19 protein-coding genes and 3 pseudogenes are annotated in these 23,495 nt (G+C 72.6%); 12 read left to right on the forward strand and 10 right to left on the reverse strand.

The window, feature by feature from the left end:
* Positions 1–8: 8 nt before the first annotated feature.
* The 3 genes from ACIGQF_RS03575 to ACIGQF_RS03585 form a co-directional block, all read right to left on the reverse strand.
* On the reverse strand, positions 9–1,547 hold the full coding sequence (locus ACIGQF_RS03575; RefSeq protein ID WP_399704979.1) for an acyl-CoA synthetase: 1,539 nt from the start codon (positions 1,545–1,547) through the stop codon (positions 9–11).
* A gap of 90 nt (positions 1,548–1,637) precedes the next feature.
* Positions 1,638–3,224 carry an acyl-CoA synthetase gene (locus ACIGQF_RS03580; RefSeq protein WP_399704981.1) on the reverse strand — a complete coding sequence of 529 codons (1,587 nt, stop codon included), beginning with the start codon at positions 3,222–3,224 and terminating at the stop codon, positions 1,638–1,640.
* Positions 3,225–3,237: 13 nt separating this feature from the next.
* Entirely contained in the window at positions 3,238–4,338 is a 1,101-nt protein-coding gene (locus ACIGQF_RS03585; RefSeq protein WP_399704984.1) for an NAD(P)H-dependent flavin oxidoreductase, read from the reverse strand.
* On the opposite strand from ACIGQF_RS03585, the gene ACIGQF_RS03590 reads away from it, so the two are divergent.
* Positions 4,337–5,233, forward strand: a complete 897-nt coding sequence (locus ACIGQF_RS03590) for an HAD family hydrolase (protein WP_399706343.1) — start codon at positions 4,337–4,339, stop codon at positions 5,231–5,233. The genes ACIGQF_RS03585 and ACIGQF_RS03590 overlap by 2 nt on opposite strands.
* Here ACIGQF_RS03590 and ACIGQF_RS03595 read toward each other — a convergent pair.
* The 4 genes from ACIGQF_RS03595 to ACIGQF_RS03610 form a co-directional block, all read right to left on the reverse strand.
* Entirely contained in the window at positions 5,230–6,792 is a 1,563-nt protein-coding gene (locus ACIGQF_RS03595) for a phytoene desaturase family protein (protein ID WP_399704987.1), read from the reverse strand. The two genes, ACIGQF_RS03590 and ACIGQF_RS03595, sit on opposite strands and share 4 nt — an antisense overlap.
* Positions 6,793–6,994: 202 nt before the next feature.
* On the reverse strand, positions 6,995–9,181 hold the full coding sequence (locus tag ACIGQF_RS03600) for a tetratricopeptide repeat protein (protein WP_399704990.1): 2,187 nt from the start codon (positions 9,179–9,181) through the stop codon (positions 6,995–6,997).
* A 27-nt stretch (positions 9,182–9,208) separates the two neighbouring features.
* A complete protein-coding gene (locus ACIGQF_RS03605; protein WP_399706344.1) occupies positions 9,209–10,051 on the reverse strand; it encodes an oxygenase MpaB family protein in 843 nt (280 codons plus the stop codon).
* Positions 10,052–10,252: 201 nt separating this feature from the next.
* Positions 10,253–11,431, reverse strand: a complete 1,179-nt coding sequence (locus ACIGQF_RS03610) for an acyl-CoA dehydrogenase family protein (protein ID WP_399704993.1) — start codon at positions 11,429–11,431, stop codon at positions 10,253–10,255.
* A 130-nt stretch (positions 11,432–11,561) separates the two neighbouring features.
* Here ACIGQF_RS03610 and ACIGQF_RS03615 point away from each other — a divergent pair, with 130 nt between their 5' ends.
* Complete coding sequence (locus ACIGQF_RS03615; RefSeq protein ID WP_399704997.1) at positions 11,562–12,662, forward strand: calcium:proton antiporter; 1,101 nt, start codon at positions 11,562–11,564, stop codon at positions 12,660–12,662.
* A 72-nt stretch (positions 12,663–12,734) separates the two neighbouring features.
* Here ACIGQF_RS03615 and ACIGQF_RS03620 read toward each other — a convergent pair whose 3' ends face one another.
* Entirely contained in the window at positions 12,735–13,556 is an 822-nt protein-coding gene (locus ACIGQF_RS03620; RefSeq protein ID WP_399706348.1) for a DMT family transporter, read from the reverse strand.
* Between the two features lie 73 nt (positions 13,557–13,629).
* Here ACIGQF_RS03620 and ACIGQF_RS03625 point away from each other — a divergent pair, with 73 nt between their 5' ends.
* Positions 13,630–15,129: a PLP-dependent aminotransferase family protein gene (locus ACIGQF_RS03625; protein WP_399704999.1), complete on the forward strand. Its 1,500-nt coding sequence runs from the start codon at positions 13,630–13,632 to the stop codon at positions 15,127–15,129.
* A 170-nt stretch (positions 15,130–15,299) separates the two neighbouring features.
* Here ACIGQF_RS03625 and ACIGQF_RS03630 read toward each other — a convergent pair whose 3' ends face one another.
* Positions 15,300–15,701, reverse strand: coding sequence for a hypothetical protein (locus ACIGQF_RS03630; RefSeq protein ID WP_399705002.1), 402 nt, complete (start codon positions 15,699–15,701; stop codon positions 15,300–15,302).
* Positions 15,702–15,889: 188 nt separating this feature from the next.
* A complete protein-coding gene (locus tag ACIGQF_RS03635; protein ID WP_399705005.1) occupies positions 15,890–16,342 on the reverse strand; it encodes a lamin tail domain-containing protein in 453 nt (150 codons plus the stop codon).
* A gap of 183 nt (positions 16,343–16,525) precedes the next feature.
* Here ACIGQF_RS03635 and ACIGQF_RS03640 point away from each other — a divergent pair, with 183 nt between their 5' ends.
* From ACIGQF_RS03640 to ACIGQF_RS03680, 9 genes and pseudogenes are all read left to right on the forward strand, one after another.
* Positions 16,526–17,050 carry an SRPBCC family protein gene (locus tag ACIGQF_RS03640; RefSeq protein ID WP_399705008.1) on the forward strand — a complete coding sequence of 175 codons (525 nt, stop codon included), beginning with the start codon at positions 16,526–16,528 and terminating at the stop codon, positions 17,048–17,050.
* Positions 17,051–17,713: 663 nt separating this feature from the next.
* Positions 17,714–18,088, forward strand: a complete 375-nt coding sequence (locus ACIGQF_RS03645) for an SAV_915 family protein (RefSeq protein ID WP_399705011.1) — start codon at positions 17,714–17,716, stop codon at positions 18,086–18,088.
* Positions 18,085–19,440 carry a diaminopimelate decarboxylase gene (gene lysA / locus ACIGQF_RS03650; RefSeq protein ID WP_399705014.1) on the forward strand — a complete coding sequence of 452 codons (1,356 nt, stop codon included), beginning with the start codon at positions 18,085–18,087 and terminating at the stop codon, positions 19,438–19,440. Before ACIGQF_RS03645 ends, lysA begins: the two co-directional genes overlap by 4 nt.
* 330 nt (positions 19,441–19,770) lie before the next feature.
* Positions 19,771–19,860, forward strand: a complete 90-nt coding sequence (gene kdpF / locus ACIGQF_RS03655) for a K(+)-transporting ATPase subunit F (protein ID WP_018533641.1) — start codon at positions 19,771–19,773, stop codon at positions 19,858–19,860.
* An 8-nt stretch (positions 19,861–19,868) separates the two neighbouring features.
* Positions 19,869–20,132, forward strand: a pseudogene (locus ACIGQF_RS03660) (potassium-transporting ATPase subunit KdpA); the annotation flags it as partial.
* 13 nt (positions 20,133–20,145) lie between these two features.
* Positions 20,146–20,250: pseudogene (locus ACIGQF_RS03665) on the forward strand (potassium-transporting ATPase subunit C); the annotation flags it as partial.
* 199 nt (positions 20,251–20,449) lie between these two features.
* Positions 20,450–20,804: pseudogene (locus ACIGQF_RS03670) on the forward strand (toxin-antitoxin system HicB family antitoxin).
* Between the two features lie 91 nt (positions 20,805–20,895).
* Positions 20,896–22,101, forward strand: coding sequence for a cytochrome P450 (locus ACIGQF_RS03675; RefSeq protein ID WP_399705018.1), 1,206 nt, complete (start codon positions 20,896–20,898; stop codon positions 22,099–22,101).
* Between the two features lie 513 nt (positions 22,102–22,614).
* Positions 22,615–23,451, forward strand: a complete 837-nt coding sequence (locus tag ACIGQF_RS03680) for an RNA methyltransferase (protein WP_399705021.1) — start codon at positions 22,615–22,617, stop codon at positions 23,449–23,451.
* The last annotated feature ends 44 nt before the right edge of the window (positions 23,452–23,495 follow it).

A 23,495-nucleotide genomic window follows, 5' to 3' on the forward strand; every position in this document is an offset into this window, starting at 1 on the left:
CGCCCGCTTCAGCCCCGCTCCCGCCCCAGCCGGTCCCGGAGCTCGCGCTTGAGGATCTTGCCGCTGGCGTTGCGCGGGAGTTCGGGAACGAGGACGACCCGCTTGGGTGTCTTGAAGGCGGGCAGCCGGGCGCGGGCCGCGGCGATCAGTTCCTGCTCGTCCAGGTCGCCGGCGTCCGGCTTCGGCACGACCACCGCCGTGACCGCCTCGATCCACCGGGCGTCCGGCAGCCCGATCACCGCGACCTCGGCGACCTTCGGATGCTCGTACAGCACGTCCTCGACCTGCCGCGAGGCGACCAGCACGCCGCCCGAGTTGATGACGTCCTTCACCCGGTCGACGACCGTGAGGTACCCCTCGGGGTCCCGTACGGCGAGGTCGCCGGAGCGGAACCAGCCGTCCCTGAAGGCCGCCGCGGTCTCCTCCGGCTTCTCCCAGTAGCCCTCGCACAGCTGCGGTGAGCGGTAGACGACCTCACCCGCCGTCCCGTCGGGCACCTCCCGGCCCTCCTCGTCGACCACCCGCGCCTCCACGAAGAGCACGGGCCGCCCGCAGGAGTCCATCCGTCCTTCGTGCTCGTCGGGCCCCAGCACGGTGGCCAGCGGGCCGATCTCACTCTGCCCGAAGCAGTTGTAGAAGGCGAGGTCGGGGAGGCGGCCGCGGAGCCGTTCCAGCACGGGTACCGGCATGATCGACGCCCCGTAGTAGGCCTTGCGCAGCCCCGTGAGGTCGCGTGCGGTGAAGTCGGGGTGGTGGGAGAGGCCGATCCACACCGTGGGCGGCGCGAAGAGGCTGTCCGCGCGGCCCGCGCCCACCAGTTCGAAGATGACCTCGGCCGCCGGCGCGTCCAGGATGGTGTTCTCCGCGCCCACCGCCAGGTAGGGCAGCAGGAAGACGTGCATCTGGGCGGAGTGGTAGAGCGGCAGGGAGTGCAGCGGCCGGTCGGCCTCGGTCAGGTCCAGGGCCGTGATGGCGCTGACGTATTCGTGCACGAGGGCGCGGTGCGTCATCATCGCGCCCTTAGGGAGCGCGGTGGTGCCCGAGGTGTAGAGCAGTTGGGCCAGCGACTCGCCGTCGACGTCGCCCAGCGGCGGGAGCGCGGCCTGCGCCGCCGGGTCCGCGCGCAGCCGGTCCACCCGCGCGAGCAGCCCGTCGTCGGCGTCGCGCAGCGGCAGTACGGTCGCGTCGGCCGGGAGTTCGTGGGCGAGGGCGGGGTCGGTGAGGACGAGCGAGCTGCCGGACTGTTCGACGATGTACCGGAGGTCGTCGCCCGTGAGGTGGTGGTTGACGGGTACGTGGACGAGGCCGGCGCGGGCGCAGGCGAGGAAGCCGATCAGGTAGGCGTCGGAGTTGTGCCCGTACGAGCCGACCCGGTCGCCGGGGCGCAGTCCCTCTCCGAGGAGCAGCCGGGCGGCGGCGGTGACCGCCTCGTCCAGTTCCCGGTAGCTCCAGGAGCGTTCGGCGTACCGCACCGCCGTGCGCTCCGGCACCCGCCGGGCGCTTCGCCGCAGCATTCCGTCGACCGTACTGCTCCGCACTCCAGCCATGGCGCGATCCTGTGCCCAGCCTCCGTCCGGGTCAAGGGAGACGGCACCGGGTGCGGCGGTCTCCGGTTGCCGCGCCCGCCGTGCCGGGTCTCAGAGGGCGCGTTCGCGGCCTTCCCAGTACGGTGCGCGCAGCCGCCTCTTGTAGAGCTTGCCGTTGGGATCGCGGGGCAGGGTGGTGAGGAAGTCGACGCTCTTGGGGCGCTTGTAGCCGGCCAGCCGGGCGGCACAGTGGGCGAGTATCTCGGCGGCCAGTTCCGGGCCCGCCGTGCGGCCTTCCTCGGGCTGGACGACGGCCTTGACCTCCTCGCCCCAGTCGTCGTGCGGGATGCCGAAGGCGGCGGCGTCGGCGACGGCGGGGTGGGCGAGCAGCGCGGACTCGATCTCGGCGGGGTAGATGTTGACGCCGCCGGAGATGATCATGTCGATCTTGCGGTCGCGGAGGAAGAGGTAACCGTCCTCGTCGAGGTAGCCGAGGTCGCCGACGGTGAAGAAGTCGCCGATGCGGTTCTTCTCGGTCTTGCCGTCGTCCTTGTGGTAGCGGAAGCCGCCGGTGGCCATCTTCATGTAGACGGTGCCGACCTCGCCGGCCGGCAGGCGGTTGCCGTCGTCGTCGAACACGGCGAGTTCGCTGATGGGCCAGGGTCTGCCGACCGTGCCGGGCTTCTTGAGCCAGTCCTCGGCGGTGGCGAAGGCGCCGCCGCCCTCGCTGGCCGCGTAGTACTCCTCGACGCAACTCCCCCACCAGTCGATCATGGCGCGTTTGACGTGGTCGGGGCAGGGCGCCGCGCCGTGGATGGCGTGCCGCATGGCGGACACGTCGTACCGGTTCCTGGTCTCCTCCGGAAGGGCGAGCAGCCGGTGGAACTGGGTGGGGACCATGTGGGTGTGCGTGCAGCGGTACGCGTCCATGAGGCGCAGCATCTCTTCGGGCGTCCAGCGGTCCATGAGGACGAGCCGGTGCCCGATGTGCAGGGACGCTCCGGAGAACTGCAGGACGGCCGTGTGGTAGAGCGGCGAGCACACGAGGTGCACGTTGTCGTCGAAGGGCTTGATGCCGAATATCCCGAGGAAGCCGCCGAGATGGGTCTCCTCGGGGGGCTTGCCGGGCAGCGGGCGGCGGATGCCGCGCGGGCGTCCGGTGGTGCCCGAGGTGTAGTTCATGACCCAGCCGAGCGTGCGGTCCTCGGGGGGCGTCTCCGGCTGTCCCTCAAGGAGCTCGGCGTACGGGCGGAAGCCGTCCACGGCGCCGACCGCGTAGCGGTGTGCGGCGGGCAGTCCGGCCTCGTCGGCGGCGGCGCGGGCCGCGTCCCCGAAGCGTTCGTGCGCGATGAGTACCTTGGCGCCGGAGTCGGCGACGATCCAGGCGATCTCCGGGCCGACGAGGTGGTGGTTGACGGGCACGAGGTAGAACCCGGCCTGGCTGGCGGCGAGGTAGGCGGTGAAGAACTCCACCCCGTTCGGCAGCACGACGGCGAACGCGTCGCCGCGGCGCAGCCCTGCGGCGCGCAGGCCGTGCACAAGGCGGTTGCAGGCGGCGTGCAGCCGGCCCGCCGTCCACTCCTCGCCGTCCGGTGCGATCAGCACGGTGCGGTCCGGTGCCGCGGCGGCCTGGGCCCAGAAGCCACTGGGTGCCGGTGCCCCGGATTGCGGCTGTCCTGTCGTGGTGTGGCCCTTCATGGCGCAGCCCTCCTCAACGGCCGGCGATGCGATTGATGCGGTCGATGGCGCGTTCGAACCCGCGGGTGAGGTCGTCGAAGACGGCCTGCACGCTGCGGGTGCTGTTCATCTGTCCGACGATCTGGCCGACCGGGGTGCCGAGCAGCGGCTCCGTCTCGTACTTCTGGATGCGCGTGAGCGCGTCGGCGACCAGCAGGCCCTGCAGGGGCATGGGCAGCGTGCCGGGGCCCGCCGGGTCGTCCCAGGCGTCGGTCCACTCCGTACGCAGCTGTCGTGCGGGCTTCCCTGTGAGGGCGCGCGAGCGGACGGTGTCTCCGGGGCCGGCGGCGAGCAGCTTCCGAGTGAGCAGCGGGGAGTGCAGCTCGGCCTCCTCGGTGGTGAGCCAGACGGAGCCGAGCCAGACGCCCTGTGCCCCGAGGGCGAGACCCGCCGCGACCTGTTCACCGGTGCCGATACCGCCGGCCGCGAGTACGGGGAGCGGGTCGACGGCGCGCACGACTTCGGGGGTCAGCACCATCGTGGCGATCTCGCCGGTGTGCCCGCCCGCCTCGTAGCCCTGCGCGACGATGACATCAATGCCGGCTTCCTGGTGGTGCCGGGCGTGCCGGGGGCTGCCCGCGAGTGCGGCCACGAGGATGCCGTGGTCGTGCGCGCGGCGGACGACGTCGGGCGGCGGTGAACCGAGTGCGTTGGCGAGCAGCTTGATCGGATAGTCGAAGGCCACGTCCAGCTGGGAGCGCGCCACCTGCTCCATCCATCCGGTGATCCGCCACCCGGACACCTCGCCCTCGGGGAGCGGCGGCACGCCGTGTTTGGCGAGGGTCTCCTCGACATACGTGCGGTGCGTCTCGGGGATCATCGCCTCGATGTCGGCCTCGGTGACGCCTTCTACCTTCTTCGCGGGCATCACGACGTCCAGGCCGTACGGCAGGCCGTCGGTGTGCTCCTGCATCCAGTCCAGGTCGCGCGCGAGGTCGTCGGCGGCGCCGTACCGTACCGCGCCGAGTACCCCGAATCCGCCGGCCCGGCTGATCGCCGCGGCGACGGCGGGGAACGGTGTGAACCCGAAGACGGCGTGCTCGGCCCCCAGTGTGCTGCTCAACTCCGTCTGCATGGGCGCAGGATGCCGCAGCGCGTCGCACGAGGGAAGAGTTTTTCTGACGCAACGTCAGTTTTTGGTTCACCGGAACGCCGGTCCGCGGGCCTGGAAGGCCGGGCCGCGGGGCCGAGAAGGTCGAATCGCGAGCGCGGACCGCCGCCCTGCCGCAAGATCCCCGCATGACTTCTCTTCCCGTCTGCGGCCCCGAAGGCCCGCTGCGCGTCCCGGACCGTCCGTCGCACCCGTCGCCGGTCCGCGCGGTGCTCTTCGACTTCTCCGGCACGCTCTTCCAGGTGGCGTCGTACGCCGACCGCATCCGTGCGGCCATGGGCTCCCCCGTGGACGAGTCCGCCATGGACGCGCTGCTGGCCGGTCTGGAGGCCGGGCCGGCGGATCCGGAGGTCGTCGCGGCCCAGCGGGGCCGGGACGTCTCAGCGGCGGCCCACCGGCACGCCTTCACGACCTGGTACGCGTCCGTGCCGGGCCTGGCGCCCGTCGCGGACGCGCTGTACGAGCAGCTGCGGGCTCCGGAGCACTGGCGCCCGACGCCGACGCGGAAGCCGCCCTGGAGGCCCTCACGCGGCAGGGCGTCGCGCTCGGCGTGGTCAGCGACGTCGGCTGGGACCTCCGCGCGACCTTCACCCATCACGGGCTCGACCGGTACTTCTCGGTGTGGGTCCACTCCTACGAACACAGCACGGAGAAGCCCGATCCGGCACTCTTCGAGTACGCCTGCCGGCAACTGGCCGTGGCACCCGCCGAGACGCTGATGGTCGGGGACCACCCGGCCAAGGACGGCGGCGCGGCGGGCAGCGGCCTGCGCTCGTATGTACTGCCCGCCGGCGCCGCGCCGGGAGCGGTCCGCGGCCTGGACGCGGTGCTGCGCCTGGTCCGGCCGGCCGCCCTCTAGGCCGTTCGGTCCGCCAGGGCCGCCATCGCCGCGTTGTGTCCCGGGATGCCGCTGACGCCGCCGCCGCGCGGCGCCCCGGCGCCGCACAGGAGGACGTTCGGGTGGCCGGTGGCGACGCCCCAGCGGGCGGCGGGGGTGTCGTCCTCGTGGTCCTCCGCGTACGGGAAGGCCAGGTCGCCGTGGAAGATGTTGCCGCCCGGGAGGCGGAGGTCGCGCTCCAGGTCCAGCGGGGTCTTCGCCTCGATGCAGGGGCGGCCGTCGGCGTCGTGGGCCAGGCAGTCGGCCAGCGGCTCGGCGAGGTGCGCGTCCAGTTGCTCGACGGTGGCGCGGAGCAGGCGTTCCCGCTGTGCGTCGTTGTCGTCGGCGAAGAGGCGCGCCGGGGCGTGCAGCCCGAAGAGCGTGAGGGTCTGGTAGCCCTGGCGCACGAGGTCGGGGGCGAGGATCGACGGGTCGGTGAGGGAGTGGCAGTAGATCTCGCTGGGCGGCGCCGTGGGGAGCGCACCGGCCGCTGCCTGCTGGTAGGCCGTCTGCAGCTCTTCGTAGCCCTCCGCGACGTGGAAGGTGCCGGAGAACGCCTCTCGGGGGTCGACACTCTCGTCCCGGAGGCGCGGCAGCCGCGTCAGCAGCATGTTGACCTTGAGCTGGGCGCCTTCGGCCGGCTCCGGAGGGCGCTCGCCGAGGAGCCCGGCCAGCGCTTCCGGAGAGGCGTTCACCAGTACCTGCCGGGCATGGAACGTGCCCTGCGCGCAGGTGACTTCGGCCGACCTGCCGTCCGTGTCGAGCCGCGTCACCTCGTGGCCGGTGGCGATCACGGCGCCGGCCTGCCGGGCGGCCCGGGCCAACGCGTCCGTGAGCGCGCCCATACCTGCGAGCGGTACGTCCCAGTCGCCGGTGCCGCCGCCGATGACGTGGTACAGGAAGCAGCGGTTCTGCCGCAGCGTCTCGTCGTGCGCGGAGGCGAAGGTGCCGATCAGGCCGTCGGTGAGGACGACGCCGCGTACGAGGTCGTCGGCGAAGGTCTTCTCGATGGTCTCGCCGATCGGCCGCTCGAAGAGGGCCTGCCAGGCGTCCTCGTCGTCGATGCGGGCACGCAGCTCCGCACGGGTGGGCAGCGGTTCGGTGAGGGTCGGGAAGACGCGCTCGGCGACCCGTGCCGTCGTCCCGTAGAAGCGTTCCCAGGCCTCGTACTCGCGGTCCGAGCCGGTCAGCGCTTCGAACGCGGCACGAGTACGGGCCGAACCGCCGCCCACGAGGAGTCCCGTGGGCCGTCCGTCGCGGTCGGTGGGCGTGTACGAGGAGACGGTGCGCTTGCGGACGGCGAAGCGCAGCCCGAGATCCTGGACGATCTTCTGCGGCAGCAGGCTGACGAGGTAGGAGTAGCGCGAGAGCCGAGCGTCGATCCCGGCGAAGGCCTTGGTGGAGACGGCCGCGCCACCGGTGTGGCCGAGCCGCTCCAGTACGAGCACGCTGCGCCCGGCGCGGGCGAGGTAGGCGGCGGCAACGAGACCGTTGTGCCCGCCGCCGACAATGATCACGTCATAGGACGTCCGTTCCGGCATGTCTCTTGGTAGCACGGAGCGATCACTACCGGCCAGAGGTCGTCCTCCCTCCGGTAGCACCGCGCTTCGGAACGCTCCTGTCCGATCATTCCCGGGCACCTGACAGGCGCCTGCACGTCATTCACCGGACGTACGCAGCATTCACCGGACGTGCTCAGCGACCGCGCGCCGCCCCCCCCGTACGCCTCAGTGCCCGTGCGTCTCAGTTCCCGTGCGTCCCCCGGTGCTGCCGGAGGGCCGCCACGCGGCGGTACAGACCGACCGCCTCGGCGGCGCGGCCGAGCTGCTCCAGGCAGTGCGCCTCGTCGGTACGGCTGGCGAGCGCGTCCGGGTGGTCGGGGCCGAAGACCCGCTCGCGGGCCTCGGCGACCTGCCGGTAGACCGACAGGGCCTCGCTCCATCGCTTCAGCCAGCCCAGCCCCACAGCGATCTCACGGCGGCTGACGAGCGTGTCCGGGTGGTCCGGGCCGAGCGCCTTCTCCCGCAGCGCGCACACCTCTCGGGCCTCGGCCAGCGCCTCCTCCCAGCGCCCGAGCCGCCCGAGGTTGACGCCCAGGCCGTGCCGCGCGCGCAGCGTCTCCGGGTCCTCGGCGCCCTGCGCCTCAGTGCGGGCCGCCACCAGCTCCCTGTAGAGCTCCAGGGCCTCCGTACTGCGGCCGAGCCGCCCGAGGCTTATCCCGACCTCGTACGTCGCGGCGAGCGTATCGGGGTGGTCCGGGCCGAGCGCCTGGGTGCGTGCCGCGGCCACCTCCCGGTACGTGCGCAGCGCTTCGGGCCAGCGGCCCAGCCGGCCGAGGGTGTACGCGACCTCGTGGCGCGTGACGAGCGTGTCGGGGTGGCGCTCGCCGAGCACCCGGGCGCGCGCGGCGGCGACGTCGCGCGCCATCTCGTAGGAGTCCTCCAGGCGGCCCAGCCGGCTGAGGTTGTAGGCGAGGTTGTGACGGCAGCGCAGGGTGTCGGGGTGGTCGGCGCCCATCGTGCGGTCACGGGCCGCGAGCACGGAGGTGTAGACCTGGTGCGCTTCGAAGTGGCGGCCGAGGCGGCCGAGTACGTACGCGGTCTCCTGGCGGGCGGCGAGCGTGTCGGCGTGCTCAGGACCGAGCGTGCGTTCGCGGCCCGTCGCGACCGTCTCGTACTCGCGCAGCGCGTCGGCGAAGCGGCCCGAGCGCGCCAGGGTGAAGGCCACCTCGAAGCGGCTGGCGAGGGTGTCGGCGTGTTCGGGTCCGAGCACGTGCTCCCGCTCGGCGGCGACCGCGCGGTGCACCTCGCCCGCCTCCTCCCAGCGCCCGAGCCGGCCCAGGCTCAGCCCGGCGTTGTGCCGCCCGGCCAGCGCGGCGAGCGTCGCGGGCGAGGGCGTGGGCCGCTCGCGGGCGGGCGGGGCGCTGTCGGGGCGGTGGGGCTCGAAGCCGATGGTCCAGGAGCCCGTCAGCTCGCCGACGGCGCCGCGGGGCGGCGTACGGAGCGTACGGACCGGCCGGGCGCCGGCACCGATCCGCATCCCGGCGGTCCAGGAGGGCAGCCCGGGGGTGACCTGCTGCGGGGCGCGCGCCGTGGCGATGCGCTTGCCCAGCTCCGCGGCATCGCGCGGACGGTCGTCGGGGTCCTTGGCGAGCAGGTCGAGAACGATGCGCTCGTAGGGCTCGGGAAGGTCGGGGCGGCGCTTGCGGAGCGGCTGGGGCGCCGTGTCGCGGTGGCCGACCAGTACCGCCCAGGCGTCGTCGAATTCGAACGGAGGGACGCCTGTGGCCAGTTCGTACAGCACGCAGCCCAGGGAGTACAGGTCGCTGCGGTGGTCGATGGTGCCGCCAGCGATCTGCTCGGGCGACATGTAGTGCGGCGTACCCATGGCGATGCCGGTACCGGTGAGGCGGGCGGTGAAGCCGATGTCGTGGCCGAGCCGGGCGATACCGAAGTCGCAGATCTTCACCGTCCCGTCCGCTATCCGGACGATGTTGGCGGGCTTCAGGTCCCGGTGCACGACCGCCTGCTCGTGCGTGTACGCGAGCGCCGACGACACCTGCTCGGCGATGTCGGCGAAGTCCGGGACGGGCAGTGGGTTCCGGCGGTTGTCCTCCAGAAGCTGGCTGAGATTACGCCCGTCCAGCAGCTCCATGACGATGTACAGGATGCCGTCGTCCTCGCCGAAGTCGTGCACGACGGTGATGCCGCGGTGCTGCAGCCCGGCGGCGACCCGCGCCTCGCGGCGGAACCGCTCGCGCAGCACCCGCATGAACGACGGGTCCTGCTGCTGCCCCAGTGGCTTGAGGCACTTGACCGCGACCCGGCGGCCCAGGGACTCGTCCCGGGCCCGCCACACCTCCCCCATGCCCCCGCGCCCGATCAGTTCGATCAGCCGGTAACGGCCGTGGATCAGCCTGCTCTCCCCCATCGCCTGCCGCCGCCCCCGTCCCCGTAATCAGTCCCGTGGCTCCCCCTGAGCACCGTGAGCCTTCAGTATGGCGGCCGGGCGGCACAGCTTGTAGGCCGACGGGCGGGTGCCGGGTCCGAGTCTGGCCACCGCGCGGAGGATGTGTTTCGGGGGCAGCTGCCAGCGCACGGTCGCGGGGACCGACCGCAGCACCCGTCCGGCGGCACGCAGCTTCCGGTCCACGGTGTCCGGAGGAGGTGCCGGCCTGCCGTACAACTCGTGCGCGTACGGGGGGAGTGCTTCGTACGCCAAGGTGGCCACCCGCCGCCACAGCAGCGCGCGGACGGGGAGCAGCGGCAGGGGGGCGGGCGGTCGCTGCAGGAAATCGTCCACGGCCGCGGCCTCCGGGGTGGCGGCCAGTTCGGGTCTCACCTCTTCGAAGTACGCGGCGAGCCCGGCCCGGTCACCGGGGACGGTGGCGGGGTCGAGGCCGACGAGCCGGGCGGCGGTGCGGTTCTCCCTTATGTACGCGTCGCCCGCTCCCCCCTGAAGGGCGGCGCTCGCGGCGTATCCGGAGCGGCGGACGACCTCCAGGTAGGAGGCGATCTCGGCGCAGTGCACCCACAGGAGCAGCTCCGGCTCGTCTATGGAGTAGCGCTCGCCGGTGGCCGGATCGGTGGCGGTCAGCCGGCGGTGGATGCGGCGGACCGCGGCACCGGCCCGCTCGGCGGCCTCGGTGGTACCGAAGGTGGTGGTGCCGACGAAGCCGGCGGTGCGCATCAGCCGCCCCCAGGCGTCCCGCCGGAAGTCGGAGTTCTGCATGACGCCACGAACGGCACGCGGATGCAGCGCCTGAAGGTAGAGCGCGCGGACGCCCGCTATCCACATCATCGGGTCGCCGTGCAGCTGCCAGGTCACGGAGTCGGGCCCGTAGAGACCGGGATCAGCCTCCTGGGCACGGCTCCCGCCCGCCCCCGAAAGGCTGCCTTCGCCCGCCTTCGTGGCCCGTTCTCCACCGGCCCCCGGGCCCCGCCGTCCGCTCCGTCCGATGTCCTCGTCCGTCACCGCCGTGCCCCCTTCACCCGTACGGGATCATCTGCGCACGCGGGGCATCCCCAGGCCGATCCAGGAGATGATCTCCCGCTGGATCTCATTGTTGCCGCCGCCGAAGGTGAAGATGACGGCGGACCGGTAGCCGCGCTCCAGCTCGCCGTGGAGCACCGCGCCCGCCGAGCCCTCCTTCAAGGGTCCCGCGGCACCGACGACCTCCATCAGCCAGGCGTAGGCATCGCGCCGCGCCTCCGAACCGTAGACCTTGACGGCGGAGGCGTCCTGGGGCGTGAGGGTGGCGCGCTGGAGCGCGTCGACCATGCGCCAGTTCAGCAGCCGCAGCGCCTCCAGCCTGGTGTGCGTGCGCGCCAGCCGGGTCCGTACCCAGCCGAGGTCGATGACCCGCCGGCCGTCGGCGAGCTTGGTGTCCATGGCCCAGCGCTGGACGTCGCGCAGGGCGCGGATCGCCATCGTGCCGTGTGCGGCGAGGGTGACGCGCTCGTGGTTGAGCTGGTTGGTGATGATCCGCCAGCCCTCGTTCTCCGCGCCGACCCGGCGGCTCACGGGGACGCGGATGTTCTCGTAGTAGCTGGCGGTGGTGTCGTGGGAGGCGAGGGTGTTGATGAGGGTGCAGCTGTAGCCCGGATCGCTGGTGGGGACGAGGAGCATGGTGACGCCCTTGTGGGGCGGCGCTTCCGGGTCGGTGCGGACGGCCAGCCAGACCCAGTCGGCGGTGTCGCCGTTGGTGGTCCAGATCTTCTGCCCCTTCACGACGTAGGTGTCGCCGTCCCGCACGGCGCGGGTCTTCAGGGCGGCGAGGTCGGTGCCGGCGTCCGGTTCGCTGTACCCGATGGCAAAGTCCAGCTCACCGGAGAGGATCTTCGGCAGGAAGTACGCCTTCTGCTCCTCGGTGCCGTACTTCATGATCGTCGGGCCGACGGTGTTCAGGGCCATCAGCGGCAGCGGCACGTTCGCCTGGGCCGCCTCGTCGAAGAACACGAACTGTTCGACGGGGGTGAGGCCGCGGCCCCCGTACTCCTTCGGCCAGCCGACGCCGAGCCAGCCGTCGGCGCCCAGCCGGCGGACGGTCTCCCGGTAGAAGCGTTTCTGCTCGGCCGGCGCCGCGTACCGCGCGTACGCGTTGTCCGGCACCAGTTCGGCGAAGTAGGTCCTCAGCTCGGCGCGCAGCCGCTGCTGTTCGGGCGTGTATTCGAGGTGCACGGCCCCTCCCTGTCCCGGTCCCGCGGTCCGTAGGGTCGCCCGCACGGTAGAACGTGTTTCAGTAATACGGAAGGGGCAGGCGCGCACTTCTCCGCGCGCAGGCCGCGGCCTTTCCTGAGAAGGTCGAGCCATGCTGCGTACCGTCCGGGCGGTCGCCGGCCACTGGACCACCGCCCTTCCCGTACTCGCCGTCGTCCTCCTCGCGCTCTCCTGGGGCCGTTCGCTGCCCGGCCCCGTCGTGGCCGTCGTGGCGTGCTTCCTGGCCGGCGCCGTGCTGGCGGCGGTGCACCACGCCGAGGTGGTGGCCCACCGGGTGGGTGAGCCGTTCGGGTCCCTCGTACTCGCGGTGGCGGTGACCATCATCGAGGTGGCGCTGATCGTCACCCTGATGACGGACGGCGGGGACAAGGCCGCCTCGCTCGCCCGCGACACCGTCTTCGCCGCCGTGATGATCACCTGCAACGGCATCGTCGGGCTGAGCCTGCTGATCGGCGCGGTGCGGCGGCGGGTCGCCGTGTTCAACGCCGAGGGCACGTCGGCGGCGTTCGGGACGGTGGCCACGCTGGCCGGGCTCAGCCTCGTCGTCCCCACGTTCACCACGAGCAAGCCGGGGCCGGAGTTCGCCCCGGCCCAGCTGGGGTTCGCCGCGCTCGCCGCCATGGTGCTCTACGGGCTCTTCGTGACCACCCAGACCGTGCGGCACCGTGACTACTTCCTGCCCGTCACCTCGTCCGGCCAGATCGTCGACGAGGACGACCACGCCGACCCGCCCACCCGCCGCGTGGCCCTGATCAGCCTGGGGCTGCTCGCGCTGGCGCTGGTCGGGGTGGTGGGGCTCGCCAAGGGCGTCTCCCCCACCATCGAGGCCGGCGTGGCCGCCGCCGGCCTGCCGGCCGCGGTGGTCGGCATCGTGATCGCGCTGCTGGTGCTGCTGCCGGAGACCATCGCCGCGGTGCGCGCGGCCAAGCGCGACCGGGTGCAGACCAGCCTCAACCTCGGTCTGGGCTCCGCCATGGCGAGCATCGGCCTCACCATCCCGGCGGTGGCCGCGGCGTCCATCTGGCTGGACGGCCCACTCATCCTCGGCCTCGGCGCGACCCACATGGTGCTGCTCGCCCTCACGATGATCGTCGGCACCCTGACGGTCATCCCCGGCCGCGCCACGCTCCTCCAGGGCGCCCTGCATCTGGCCCTGCTCGCGGCGTACCTGGAACTCGCCGTCACCCCCTGAAGGACCGCGGCCCCCGAGGAACGCGACAGAGCGCCGCCGTACGGACGCGCCGAGGCCGGTCACCGGAACGGGTCAGCCGCGGGCGCGCTGGGTCGCCGCGATGCAGCCGAGGACGATCAGGGCCGCGACCGGCGCCAGCGGCGAGGGGGTTTCGCCCATGAGCAGGACCGACCACACGAGGGTGAGCAGGGGCTGGGCGAGCTGGAGCTGGCTCGCCTTGGGCACCCCGATGGCCGCCATGCCGCGGTACCACATGACGAAGCCGCCGAACTGGGACACGGCGGCGATGTAGGCCATGCCGACGACCGCTCTGTCCGTCAGGTGCACCGGCTCCACGGGCAGGGCGAAGACGGTGACCAGGGCGGACACCGGCAGTGCGACGACGACGCCCCAGGCGATCACCTGCCAGCCGGGCATGTGGGACGCGAGCCGCCCGCCCTGCGCGTACCCGGCGGCGCACACCAGTACGGCGGCGAAGAGGTACGCGTCGCCCAGCGTCGGCAGGCCGTGGCTCTGTTGGAGGGTGAAGGCCGCCACGGTGAGCGCACCGAGGCCGGCAGCGGCCCAGAAGAGGCGCGAAGGACGCCGGCCGGTCAGGACGGTCGAGACGGCGGCGGTGGCCAGCGGCAGCATGCCGATGACGACGGCCGAGTGCGCGGTGGTGGATGTCTGGAGGGCCAGCGTGCTCAGCAGGGGGAAGCCGACGGCGCAGCCGGTCGCCACCGTGAGCAGGCCGGGCCAGTGCTGCCGCCCGGGCACCGGCACCCGGGCCGCCATGAGGCAGACCGCGGCCAGCAGGCCCGCCAGCAGACCGCGGACGCCGGTCGCCGTCCACGGGCCGAAGCCGTCCAGGGCCCATGCCGTGGCGGGGAGGCTGAAGGAGAAGGACGCCACGCCGAGGGCGGCGAGGAGAGTACCGCTGCGGACCGATATCGCAAGAGAGGGAGTAGCGCTATTCTGTACTGTCATGAAAGACAGTAGCAGTGTGGCTCAGCTAGCGGCGACTTTGCGTAAAGAGCTGGACCGCTACTCGGAAGGGGCGAAGCTCCCGTCGAGCCGGGAGCTGGTCACGCGCCACCGGGTCAGTCCCGTCACGGTCTCCCGTGCGATCGCCACGCTCGTCGCCGAAGGCGTCGTCACCTCCCGGCCCGGCGCCGGCGTCTTCAAGGCCACCGCCCGCCGCGCCGCGGGCGCCCTCGGCGACGTCTCCTGGCAGGAGGTGGCCCTGAGCGCCGATCCCCCGCACGCGCCCCTCACGGGCCCGCACGGCACCGATCCCGCCGCGATCCTGGCCACCCTCAACACCCCGCCGCCCGAGGTCATCGACCTCAACGGCGGCTATCTGCACACGGCTCTCCAGCCGGAGCGGGCCCTGGCCGCCGCGCTCGCCCGGGCCGGCCGCAGGCCCGGCACCTGGTCACGGCCCCCGGTGGAGGGCCTGGCCGAACTGCGGCAGTGGTTCGCCCACGACATCGGCGGCCCGAACGGCCCGCTCGACGCCTCGGACGTCCTGATCGCGGGCGGCGGGCAGGGCGCGCTCACCACCGTCCTGCGGGCTCTGGCCGCCCCCGGCTCCCCCGTCCTGGTCGAATCCCCCACCTATCCCGGCATGCTCGCCGTAGCCCGCGCCGCCGGGCTGCGGCCCGTCCCGGTACCGGTCGACGCCGACGGCGTACGCACCGACCTGCTCGCCGAGGCCTTCGCGGCCACCCGGGCCCGGCTGTTCGTCTGCCAGCCGCTGTTCCAGAACCCCACCGGCGCCGCCCTGTCCCCGCAACGGCGCTCCGAAGTGCTCGACATCGCCCGGTCGGCGGGCGCTTTCGTACTGGAGGACGACTTCGCCCGCCGCCTGGCGCACGCCGACTCTCCGCCGCTGCCGCTCCCGCTGGCCGCGGACGACCCGGACGGCGTCGTCGTCCATGTGCGCTCGCTGACCAAGGTGGCCTCCCCGAGCCTTCGGATCGGGGCGCTGACCGCACGCGGCCCGGCCCTGGAGCGGCTGCGCGCCGTCCAGGTCACCGACAGCTTCTTCGTCCCGCGGCCGCTTCAGGAGACCGCCCTCGAACTGGTCGGCTCGCCCGCCTGGTCCCGCCATCTGCGGGTGCTCGCCGGGGCCCTGCGTGACCGACGTGCCGCCCTGCTCACCGCGTTGGGCGGCGCGCTGCCCGCGCTCCTTCCGCAGCGGCCGCCACGCGGCGGGTACCACCTGTGGCTGCGGCTGCCGGACGGCACGGACGAGCAGGCCGTCGTCGCGGCCGCCCTTCGCCGTGGCGTTTCGGTCACCGCGGGCGGCCCGTACTTCAGCGCCGAGGCGCCGGCGCCGCACCTGCGGCTGAGCTACGTCAGCGCTCCCGGCACGGCGCAACTGGAGGACGGCGTGCACCGCCTCCACCGGGCCCTCGCCGAAACCGGCGCCCTCCCGACGGAACAGCCGCCTTCGGGGGCCGGGGCCGCACACGGCCACTGACTGCCGGGGGCAGCGGGCGCACCCCGTAGGAGGTCACGCCTTCGCACCCGTAGGAGGCCGGGCCCGCGCAGCCATAGGGGGCGAGAGGCCCCACGTACCCGAAGGGCTCGTCCCGGCGCATACGGAGGGCTCGGCTCGGCGCACCCGGAGGGGCGGGCCCGGCGCGTCCCTTACAGCGCCGGGGGCTCGTCCTTCGTGTCCGTACGGTCCTGCACGCGCGCGGGGTCCTGTGCGTTCGACCGCCCTGAACGGCGCCGCAGGTGCCAATGGGGTCCGTGCGGCATGTGCGGTGTGCGCTCCTGGCGTTCGGGACGGGACCGTGCCGCGGTCTCCGCCGCCAGGGCCCGATCGGCCAGCCCCACCGGCACCGCGTGCACCCGCCCGCTGTCGCAGTGCGGGCAGACGGGTGAGGTGAGCGGGGAGCGCACCGTGCGCCCCTCGATGCGGTACGTCTGGGAGCGGCGGCCACCGGCATCGCTGACGATCACGATGTCGTAGGTCTGCTTCCAGGCATGCCCGCATCCGGTGCAGCTGAATGCGTACGTCTGCCGCAGGTCACCGGGTTCGGTCATGGCTCGCTCCCTTGTGACCGACGCGCCGCGTCCGGCGTGTCGCTCCGGACAGCCATCATCACGCGCCCGGAAGCGCCCCGCAACGCTCGCGGCGGCCTCTCGGGGCCGCGCGGCAGCGTGCCCCGTAGCGCCGCCGTCCGCCGGTCACGCCGTTTCGGCGCCCGGCGGACGGCCCTGCCGCGCCCGGCTCAGCACATCTTGTAGTCGTACCGCGTGGAGTTGTACGAGCAGGTGTCCTGGGTCCGGCCCGCGGACGTGCGCAGCGTCGCGGTGTCCTTGTCGTTGTTCCAGACGTAGGCGGCCCGGCCCTGGTAGCGGGTGGCCTGGGTGTTGCTGCCCTTGCCGGTGCGCACGGTCACGGTCTTGCCGGAGCCGAGCGTGTACGTCCCGAAGGTGTACTTGTGCCGCGAGGCGTCCACCAGCGTCCAGCCCTTCAGGCTCACGCTCCGGCCGGTGGTGTTGCGTATCTGCACGTATTCGGCGTTCAGGCTGGAGTTGGAGCGGGTGTCCTTGCCCGGGCTGTCGTAATAGATCTTGTACAGGTGGACCGAGCCGGCCGCCTGGGCCTGGGCGGGCAGGGCAAGGATCCCGGCGCACGCGGCGGCGGTCACCGCGGCGGCGAGCGTACGTGTACGGAGCAACGCGCATCCTCAGATGTCGGGCCGAGTCCCGGAAGAACTCAGCAGGCGCTCAGAATATCGAACTAGTCGAACATTCAGCGGTTTTTCTGTGAAATGTGTGAAGGCGGCGAAACCTGCGCCCTCGCCCCACGCCCTCCGCACGGCGGCCCATACTTGCCGCACGACCGAGGAGACGAGGACACAATGCGTTACGCCGACGGCCCGACGACCGCGTGCGAGATACCGATCGCGGCCGCGCCGCCACGGGTCTGGGAGCTGGTCAGCGACATCGGCCTGCCCGCCCGGCTGAGCCCCGAACTCCAGCGGGTGGAGTGGCTGGACGGCGCCACCGCACCCGCGGTGGGTGCGCGCTTCGCCGGGCACAACCGGCACCCGAAGATCGGCGAGTGGCGCACCGTCTCACAGCTCGTCACGGTCGCCGTCGGACGCGAGTTCGGCTGGGCGGTACTGGACACCACCGGCCGGTTCGGCGCACCCGTGACGGATCCCGCGCAGGCACTCGCCACGTGGCGCTTCACCCTGGAGCCCGCGCCTCGGGGCGTCCTGCTGCGGCACTCCGTGCACGTAGGCCCCGGCGCCTCCGGGCTCAGCACGGTCATCGCCCGTATGCCCGACCGTGAGGAACAGCTGATCGAGGCGCGCCTCGCGGAGCTTCGTACGGGCATGACGGCGACCCTGGAGGGCGTCAAGGCACTCGCGGAGGCATAGCCCGTACGACCGCGCCCCGCGAGCGACTTTCGTGCACCGACCAGCTATTTGCTCTGGTTTGCACCCAATGCCACCGGGTATCCGATGATCGCTCCGGCATCCGTGCCGGAGCGACGACCGGCAGGACCGGGAGGCGCACATGCGCGACGCAGACCCGAGGTACGAACCGACGCCGTCGCAGGCGACAGGCGCGCACACGGACCGGGACGCGGAGCGGCACCGCGAGAGGTGATCCATCGCCCGGAGGCCGGCACGCAGCCGTACATGCCCTCCGGAGTGCGCATGGTGTGCCGCCGCCACGAGTGTCCGCGGCCGTCGGAGAAGGTCGTCCCCTTGAGGCGGCCGCCCCTTGATGACCTGCTGACACACCCTGACACACCAACGGGCCTGCCTCGAAGGCCCGATGACGCTGCACCACTGAGGTGGTGATACCCCACGTACACGGTGACGCCCCGACCGGTCACTCACGCGCGGGCACCTCGCAGACATCTCGCAGGCATTTGCAAGAACGCGTCAGCATCCCGTCAGAAGCGTCCCGTTCACCATCAGCGTCCCGTCATGGACCACCGGGCCGGCCGTTGTCCCGGGCATACCGTCGGCAGCGGCCCCGGCTCACCGAACCGGGGCCGCTGCCTTCACACCCGCACCACCTGGGAGAACGTCATGCCCGACACCTTGTTCACGGAAGACCCCGAACCCTACGAACACCACCCGGCCGGACCGCTGTACGTGCCGGTCCGGCCGGGACCCATGGGGTACGCGGCCCGTCTGTGCCGCACGCCCCTCGGCTGCCGTACCGCCGTCGGCTTCACCTCCGCGGACCGGCTCCTGGGAGCGCTCGGCCCCGGTGTCGCGTGGATCCGGCTGGCCGAGCCCGCGCTGCGCGCCCTCGTCGCCCCGCTGGGCGTCGACCGCGTCACCGTCGACCCCCGCTTCGCGGCCCCCAACCCCCACGCCGCCGGGCCGCACCGCTCCCCCGCACCGGACCGCACCGCCGCGCCGGCGGCGCCCTACCTCCTCCGGGGGCGCGCCGCATGACCACTGTTGGTCTGCCGCCCGCCGCACCCGTGGCGAGCGCGCCCGCCGACCCGGCCGAACTGTCCGTCTGGCCCGCCTCCACCATTCCCCTGTCCACCGGTGACCTGGCCGTGGGCGGCGTGCCGCTCGCCGAGGCCGCCGAGCGCTTCGGTACGCCGCTCTACCTCCTCGACGAGGACGAGGTACGGGCCCGCTGCCGCACGTACGTGCGCGCCTTCCCCGACGCCGACATCCGGTACGCGGCAAAGGCGTTCCTGTGCCGGGCCATGGCGCGCTGGGTGGCCGAGGAAGGGCTCGGGCTGGACGTCTGCTCGGCGGGCGAGCTGGAGCTCGCCGTCGCGGCGGGCGTGCCGCCCGAGCGCATCCTGTTGCACGGAAACGCCAAGAGCCCGCACGACCTGGACGCCGCGCTCCGGCTCGGCGTGGGCCGCATCGTCATCGACAGCCCCTCCGAGATCGCCCGTCTCGCGGCCGCCGCCGGCGCCGCGCGGGCCCGTGTGCGGGTCATGGTCCGGGTGGTGCCCGGCATCGCAGCGGGGGCGCACGAGAAGATCCGTACCGGTACCGCCGACCAGAAGTTCGGCCTGTCGGTCGCGGACGGCAGCGCGCAGCACGCCGTCGCCCGGGTCCTCGCCCAGCCCGACCTCGAACTGGCCGGACTGCACTGCCACTTGGGTTCACAGATCACCAGCTCCAAGCCCTATCTCGCCGCGGTGCGCCGGATGGTGGGGCTGATGGCCCGCATCCGCGACACCCATGGCACGGTGCCGCCGGAGCTGGACATCGGCGGCGGGCACGGCATCGCCTACCGGCCCGGCGAGCCCGCACTGGACGTTCCCGCGCTCGCCAGGAAGGTACGTGCCGAACTGATCGAGAGCTGTGCGACGGCCGGACTCACCGTGCCCCGGCTCGTCATCGAACCGGGCCGGGCCGTCGCGGGCCCCTCGGGCGTCGCGCTGTACCGGGTGCTCACGGTCAAGCGCACCGAGGCGCACACCTTCGTGGCCGTGGACGGCGGGATGAGCGACAACCCGCGACCCGCGCTCTACGGGGTGCGCTACGCGCCGCGCCTCGTAGGGCGGAACTCGTACGCCGAGCCCGCCCCGATGACCGTGGTCGGCCGGCACTGCGAGGCCGGTGACGTCCTCGCGGCCGGTGTGCCGCTCCCCGGCGACATCCGGCCCGGCGACCTGCTGGCCGTACCGGCCGCCGGCGCGTACCACCTGTCCATGGCCTCCGCCTACAACCTCGTCGGCCGCCCGCCCGTGGCCGCCGTGACGGGCGGCGCGGCGCGCCTTCTCGTACGCCGCGAGACCCTGGACGACCTCAGCAGCCGCGACATCGGCAGCTAGCCCTCCTCCCTACGTGGGGCCGCGCTTCCCCGCCCCCGTAAAGCAGCCACCGCCCCTCCCCCGAAGGCCCGCACCGCCTGCCCGGTGCGGGCCTTCGGCGGTCTTTTCCCAGCTCAACGCGGTGTGTGCAGGGGAGCCATCAAGGGCGCGTACGCCGCCGTAAGGGAGCCGTCAACGGCGGCCACGGTGGCTCGAAAAGGCGGTTTGCTCTAACCGTCCGTTCAGTTCCCCTCTCGTTCAGGAGCTCTCGATGGCCGACGTGGCCTTCGCCGTCACCACGCTCGCGGTCTTCGCGCTGGTGGCCCTCGTCGCCAAGGGGGTCGCAAAGCTGTGACCGCCGAAAACATCGTCGGCCTGGTGGTGGCCGTCGCCCTGCTGGGCTATCTCGTCCTCGCACTGATCTACCCCGAGAGGTTCTGAAGCGCGACATGAGCCCCGTACTGGCCGGTGTGCTCCAGCTGCTGGCGCTCGCGCTCGCATACCGCCCCCTCGGCGACTACACGGCCCGGGTCTACTCCTCACCGCGCCACCTCCGGGTGGAGCGCTGGCCGTACAAGGCCATCGGCGCGCATCCGGACACCGAGGTGCGCTGGCCCTCTCATCTGCGCGGAGTGCTGGCCTTCTCGGCCGCCGGCGTCCTCTTCCTCTACCTGCTGCAGCGGCTCCGGGGCGTGGGCACCATCACGCTGGGGAACCGCAGGCTGGCTGGTCGAGGACCACACCGAGGGCCGCGTCGCCGGCTTCATCGGCGAACCCCGGGTCAACGTCCTCCAGCTCAACATCGCTCTGAGGGAACTCTCGGGAAGCTGAGGCGAGTGCCGGCGGGTGCCGGTTTCGACACTTCAGGCGAGGCCGGGTGGCGCCATTATGGCACCACCCGGCCTTTGCGCTACCCCCCAACGGGTATCTGACTAATCCTTGCCCCGCCCTTCACGCCTTACCCTTCCAGGAATCCGCAATGACGCCATCAACACTTGCTATGGCGCCATGGTGATGCCATATTGACGCCATGAACCTCGCTCCCTACGTCGACCACCTCCGTCGCGAGCTGGAGTCAGTCGTCCGGCTGGCCCTGCTCGACGCGCTGTCCGACGCCACGGCCGGTCACCCGCGACCTGGCGCCGGGCCCGGTGGACGTACGCCCCGGCCCGGCGGAGGGCGAGGCGGGCGGCACGGCACGTATCAACTTCCGCCTGCCGGCCCACCTCAAGACCCGGGCCGAGGAGGCCGCGGCGCGCGAGGGGCTGTCGGTCAACACCTGGCTGGTGCGGGCCGCCGCCGCGGCCCTGGAGCCGGGAGCACACGACCACCCCGCCGGAAGCGGCCCCAACGGTCCGCAGAAATACACGGGCTGGGTCCACTAGGCCCGCTCCACCGAACTTCCTGCTCGCCGATCCGACTGGCGAGACGCAACCCAACCGACGAGACACCAACTCCCGATGGAGGCCATTCCTCATGCCCGAGGCTCTCTCACCGGTTCCCGGACTGCCGACCTCCCGCCCCGCGGGCTGCCCCTTCGACCCGCCCGCCGACCTGGGACGGCTGCGCGAGGAACGGCCGCTGCGCCGGATGCGCTTCCCGGACGGCCACCTGGGCTGGCTGGCCACCGGACACTCGGCGGTCCGCGCGGTACTCGGCGACCCGCGGTTCAGTTCGCGGTACGACCTGATGCACTCCCCGACGCCGTACGACGGCGAGGTGGAGATGGGCCCGGCCCCGGTCGGCGACATGACCGGGATCGACCCGCCCCACCACACCCGCTACCGGCGGCTGCTGATGGGCAAGTTCACGGTCCGCCGGATGCGGGCGCTCACCGAGCGCGTCGAGCAGATAGCCGCCGAGCACCTGGACGCGATGGAACGCCAGGGACCGTCGGTGGACCTGGTGACGGCGTACGCGCATCCCGTGCCCGCCCTCATGATCTGCGAGCTGCTGGGCGTACCGGCGGCCGAGCGCGACCGCTTCAAGCGCCAGGCCGCCGGGATATCCGATACCGACGCCTCCCTGGAGGAGCAGCTCGCGGCCCTGTCCGCACTGCAGGAGCTGATCGCCGAGTTGGTGGTGGCCAAGCGCGCCCGGCCGACCGACGATCTGCTCAGCGATCTGACCACCACGGACCTGACCGACGAGGAACTGGCCGGACTGGGCGGCTTTCTGCTGGCGGCCGGGCTCGACACCACCGCCAACATGCTGGCGCTCGGCACCTTCGCGCTGCTGAGCCACCCCGAGCAGGCGGCCGCCCTGCGTGCGGACCCCGCCCTCGTCGACCAGGCCGTCGAGGAGCTGCTGCGGTATCTGAGCATCACCCACACCGGAGTGCGCTCGGCCCTGCAGGACGTGGAGCTGGAAGGCCAGTTGATCCGGGCCGGCGAGTCGGTCGCGGTATCGGTGCAGGCGGCCAACCGGGACCCGGCGCGGTTCGCGGACCCCGACACGCTGGACCTGCACCGCAAGGCCACCGGGCACCTCGCGTTCGGCCACGGCATTCACCAGTGCCTCGGCCAGCAACTGGCCCGCGTCGAAATGCGCGTCGCCTTCCCGGCGCTCTTCGCCCGCTTCCCGACGCTCCGCCTCGCCGCCCCGCCGGAGGAGGTGCCGCTGCGCCCCGAAGCGAACATCTACGGGGTCCGGAGCCTGCCCGTCACCTGGGGCGCGGAGTAACCCCTCGCGCGCGTCGGACACGAGGTCGGCGGCGTACTGAGCGTCGAGGTCGACGTCGAGGCCGGCACGGCGAGCGTGGCTGCCGACCGGGAGCTCGACGACGCGAAGATCGCGGAGGTCGTCGACGAGGCAGGCTACGAGCTGACCGGCCGCGCCGCCTGACGGCCGGCCGTCGCCAGGGGGCCCGGCCTCTCACCGTCGGGCCCGGTCCCTCGGCGTCGGGCCCGACCGCCACTGTCCGGGTCCAGCATCTCGCCGAGCGTCCGTTCGGCCCGCGCCATCGAGCGGCCTCCCCGGGCCACGCGGACGTGGCTCTCGCCCACCTCCCGGATCTGGACCCGCACGGAGTCCTCGCTGCCCTCCCCCCAACGGCACTTCCACCGTGTGCACCGGACGGTCGCTCGTGGCTCTCCTCCGTTGCTCGGGAGCTGGAGATCGTAGCGGCGGCAGCCCACCGGTGCGGATTCCGTAAGCTCGGAGCACCTCGTTGATGACGGCTCCCTCGGAGGACATGTGCCGACACTCCAGCGGATCACTGCACGCAACGCCCGTTTCCAGCAATGGGAGTCGCTGATCGGCAACAGGAACAAGCGTGCCCGGTCAGGTGAGTTCCTCGTCCAGGGCGTGCGCCCGATCTCCTTGGCAGTGGAGTTCGACTGGCCCATCAGGGCGTTGCTCTACGACGGCGAGCGGCCGTTGTCGCAGTGGGCGAAGGAGCTGCTGCGAAGGGTGGACGCCGAGCACATAGCCATGGCGCCCGACCTGTTGACGGACCTCGGGGAGAAGAGCGGGGGCGCCCCGGAGATGGTCGCCGTCGTCGGAATGCCCGCCGACGATCTCAGCAGGTTCAGAGGCGAAGGCAGCTTCCTGGGCGTCATGTTCGACCGCCCGACAAGCCCGGGGAACATCGGCAGCATCATCCGGTCCGCGGACGCCTTCGGGGCGCACGGCCTCATCGTGTCGGGCCACGCGGCCGACGTGTACGACCCCAAGTCCGTGCGTGCCAGCACCGGTTCCCTCTTCGCCGTGCCTGCCGTGCGCGTACCCTCGCCCGGCACGGTGATGCCCTGGGTCGACGCACGGCGGGCAGCGGGTGAGCCGATCGCCCTGGTCGGCACGGACGAAAAGGGGGACTGCGATGTCTTCGACTTCGACTTCACCCAGCCGGTGCTGCTGCTGGTCGGCAACGAGACGTCCGGGCTGAGCAACGCGTGGCGGAACCTGTGCGACCACACGGTCCGCATACCGATGACCGGAGCGGCGAGCTCCCTCAACGCCGCCAACGCCGCCACGGCCGTGCTGTACGAGGCACACCGCCAACGCATCGCCGCGGCGCGACACCGGGCCTGACGCAACCGCCGGCGCGCGTGGGTCCGCCGGACGGCCCCGGTGTC

Source organism: Streptomyces sp. NPDC053560 (assembly GCF_044544605.1).
Lineage (GTDB): Bacteria > Actinomycetota > Actinomycetes > Streptomycetales > Streptomycetaceae > Streptomyces.

Coding starts and splice junctions, on each gene's coding strand:
- ACIGQF_RS03640 (WP_399705008.1), top strand. CDS start 16,526: ATGCGTTACGCCGACGGCCCGACGACCGCGTGCGAGATACCGATCGCG.
- ACIGQF_RS03595 (WP_399704987.1), bottom strand. CDS start 6,792: ATGCCGGAACGGACGTCCTATGACGTGATCATTGTCGGCGGCGGGCAC.
- ACIGQF_RS03625 (WP_399704999.1), top strand. CDS start 13,630: ATGAAAGACAGTAGCAGTGTGGCTCAGCTAGCGGCGACTTTGCGTAAA.
- lysA (WP_399705014.1), top strand. CDS start 18,085: ATGACCACTGTTGGTCTGCCGCCCGCCGCACCCGTGGCGAGCGCGCCC.
- ACIGQF_RS03600 (WP_399704990.1), bottom strand. CDS start 9,181: ATGGGGGAGAGCAGGCTGATCCACGGCCGTTACCGGCTGATCGAACTG.
- ACIGQF_RS03630 (WP_399705002.1), bottom strand. CDS start 15,701: ATGACCGAACCCGGTGACCTGCGGCAGACGTACGCATTCAGCTGCACC.
- ACIGQF_RS03585 (WP_399704984.1), bottom strand. CDS start 4,338: ATGCAGACGGAGTTGAGCAGCACACTGGGGGCCGAGCACGCCGTCTTC.
- ACIGQF_RS03675 (WP_399705018.1), top strand. CDS start 20,896: ATGCCCGAGGCTCTCTCACCGGTTCCCGGACTGCCGACCTCCCGCCCC.
- ACIGQF_RS03615 (WP_399704997.1), top strand. CDS start 11,562: ATGCTGCGTACCGTCCGGGCGGTCGCCGGCCACTGGACCACCGCCCTT.
- ACIGQF_RS03590 (WP_399706343.1), top strand. CDS start 4,337: ATGGGCGCAGGATGCCGCAGCGCGTCGCACGAGGGAAGAGTTTTTCTG.
- ACIGQF_RS03605 (WP_399706344.1), bottom strand. CDS start 10,051: ATGATGTGGATAGCGGGCGTCCGCGCGCTCTACCTTCAGGCGCTGCAT.
- ACIGQF_RS03645 (WP_399705011.1), top strand. CDS start 17,714: ATGCCCGACACCTTGTTCACGGAAGACCCCGAACCCTACGAACACCAC.
- ACIGQF_RS03575 (WP_399704979.1), bottom strand. CDS start 1,547: ATGGCTGGAGTGCGGAGCAGTACGGTCGACGGAATGCTGCGGCGAAGC.
- ACIGQF_RS03580 (WP_399704981.1), bottom strand. CDS start 3,224: ATGAAGGGCCACACCACGACAGGACAGCCGCAATCCGGGGCACCGGCA.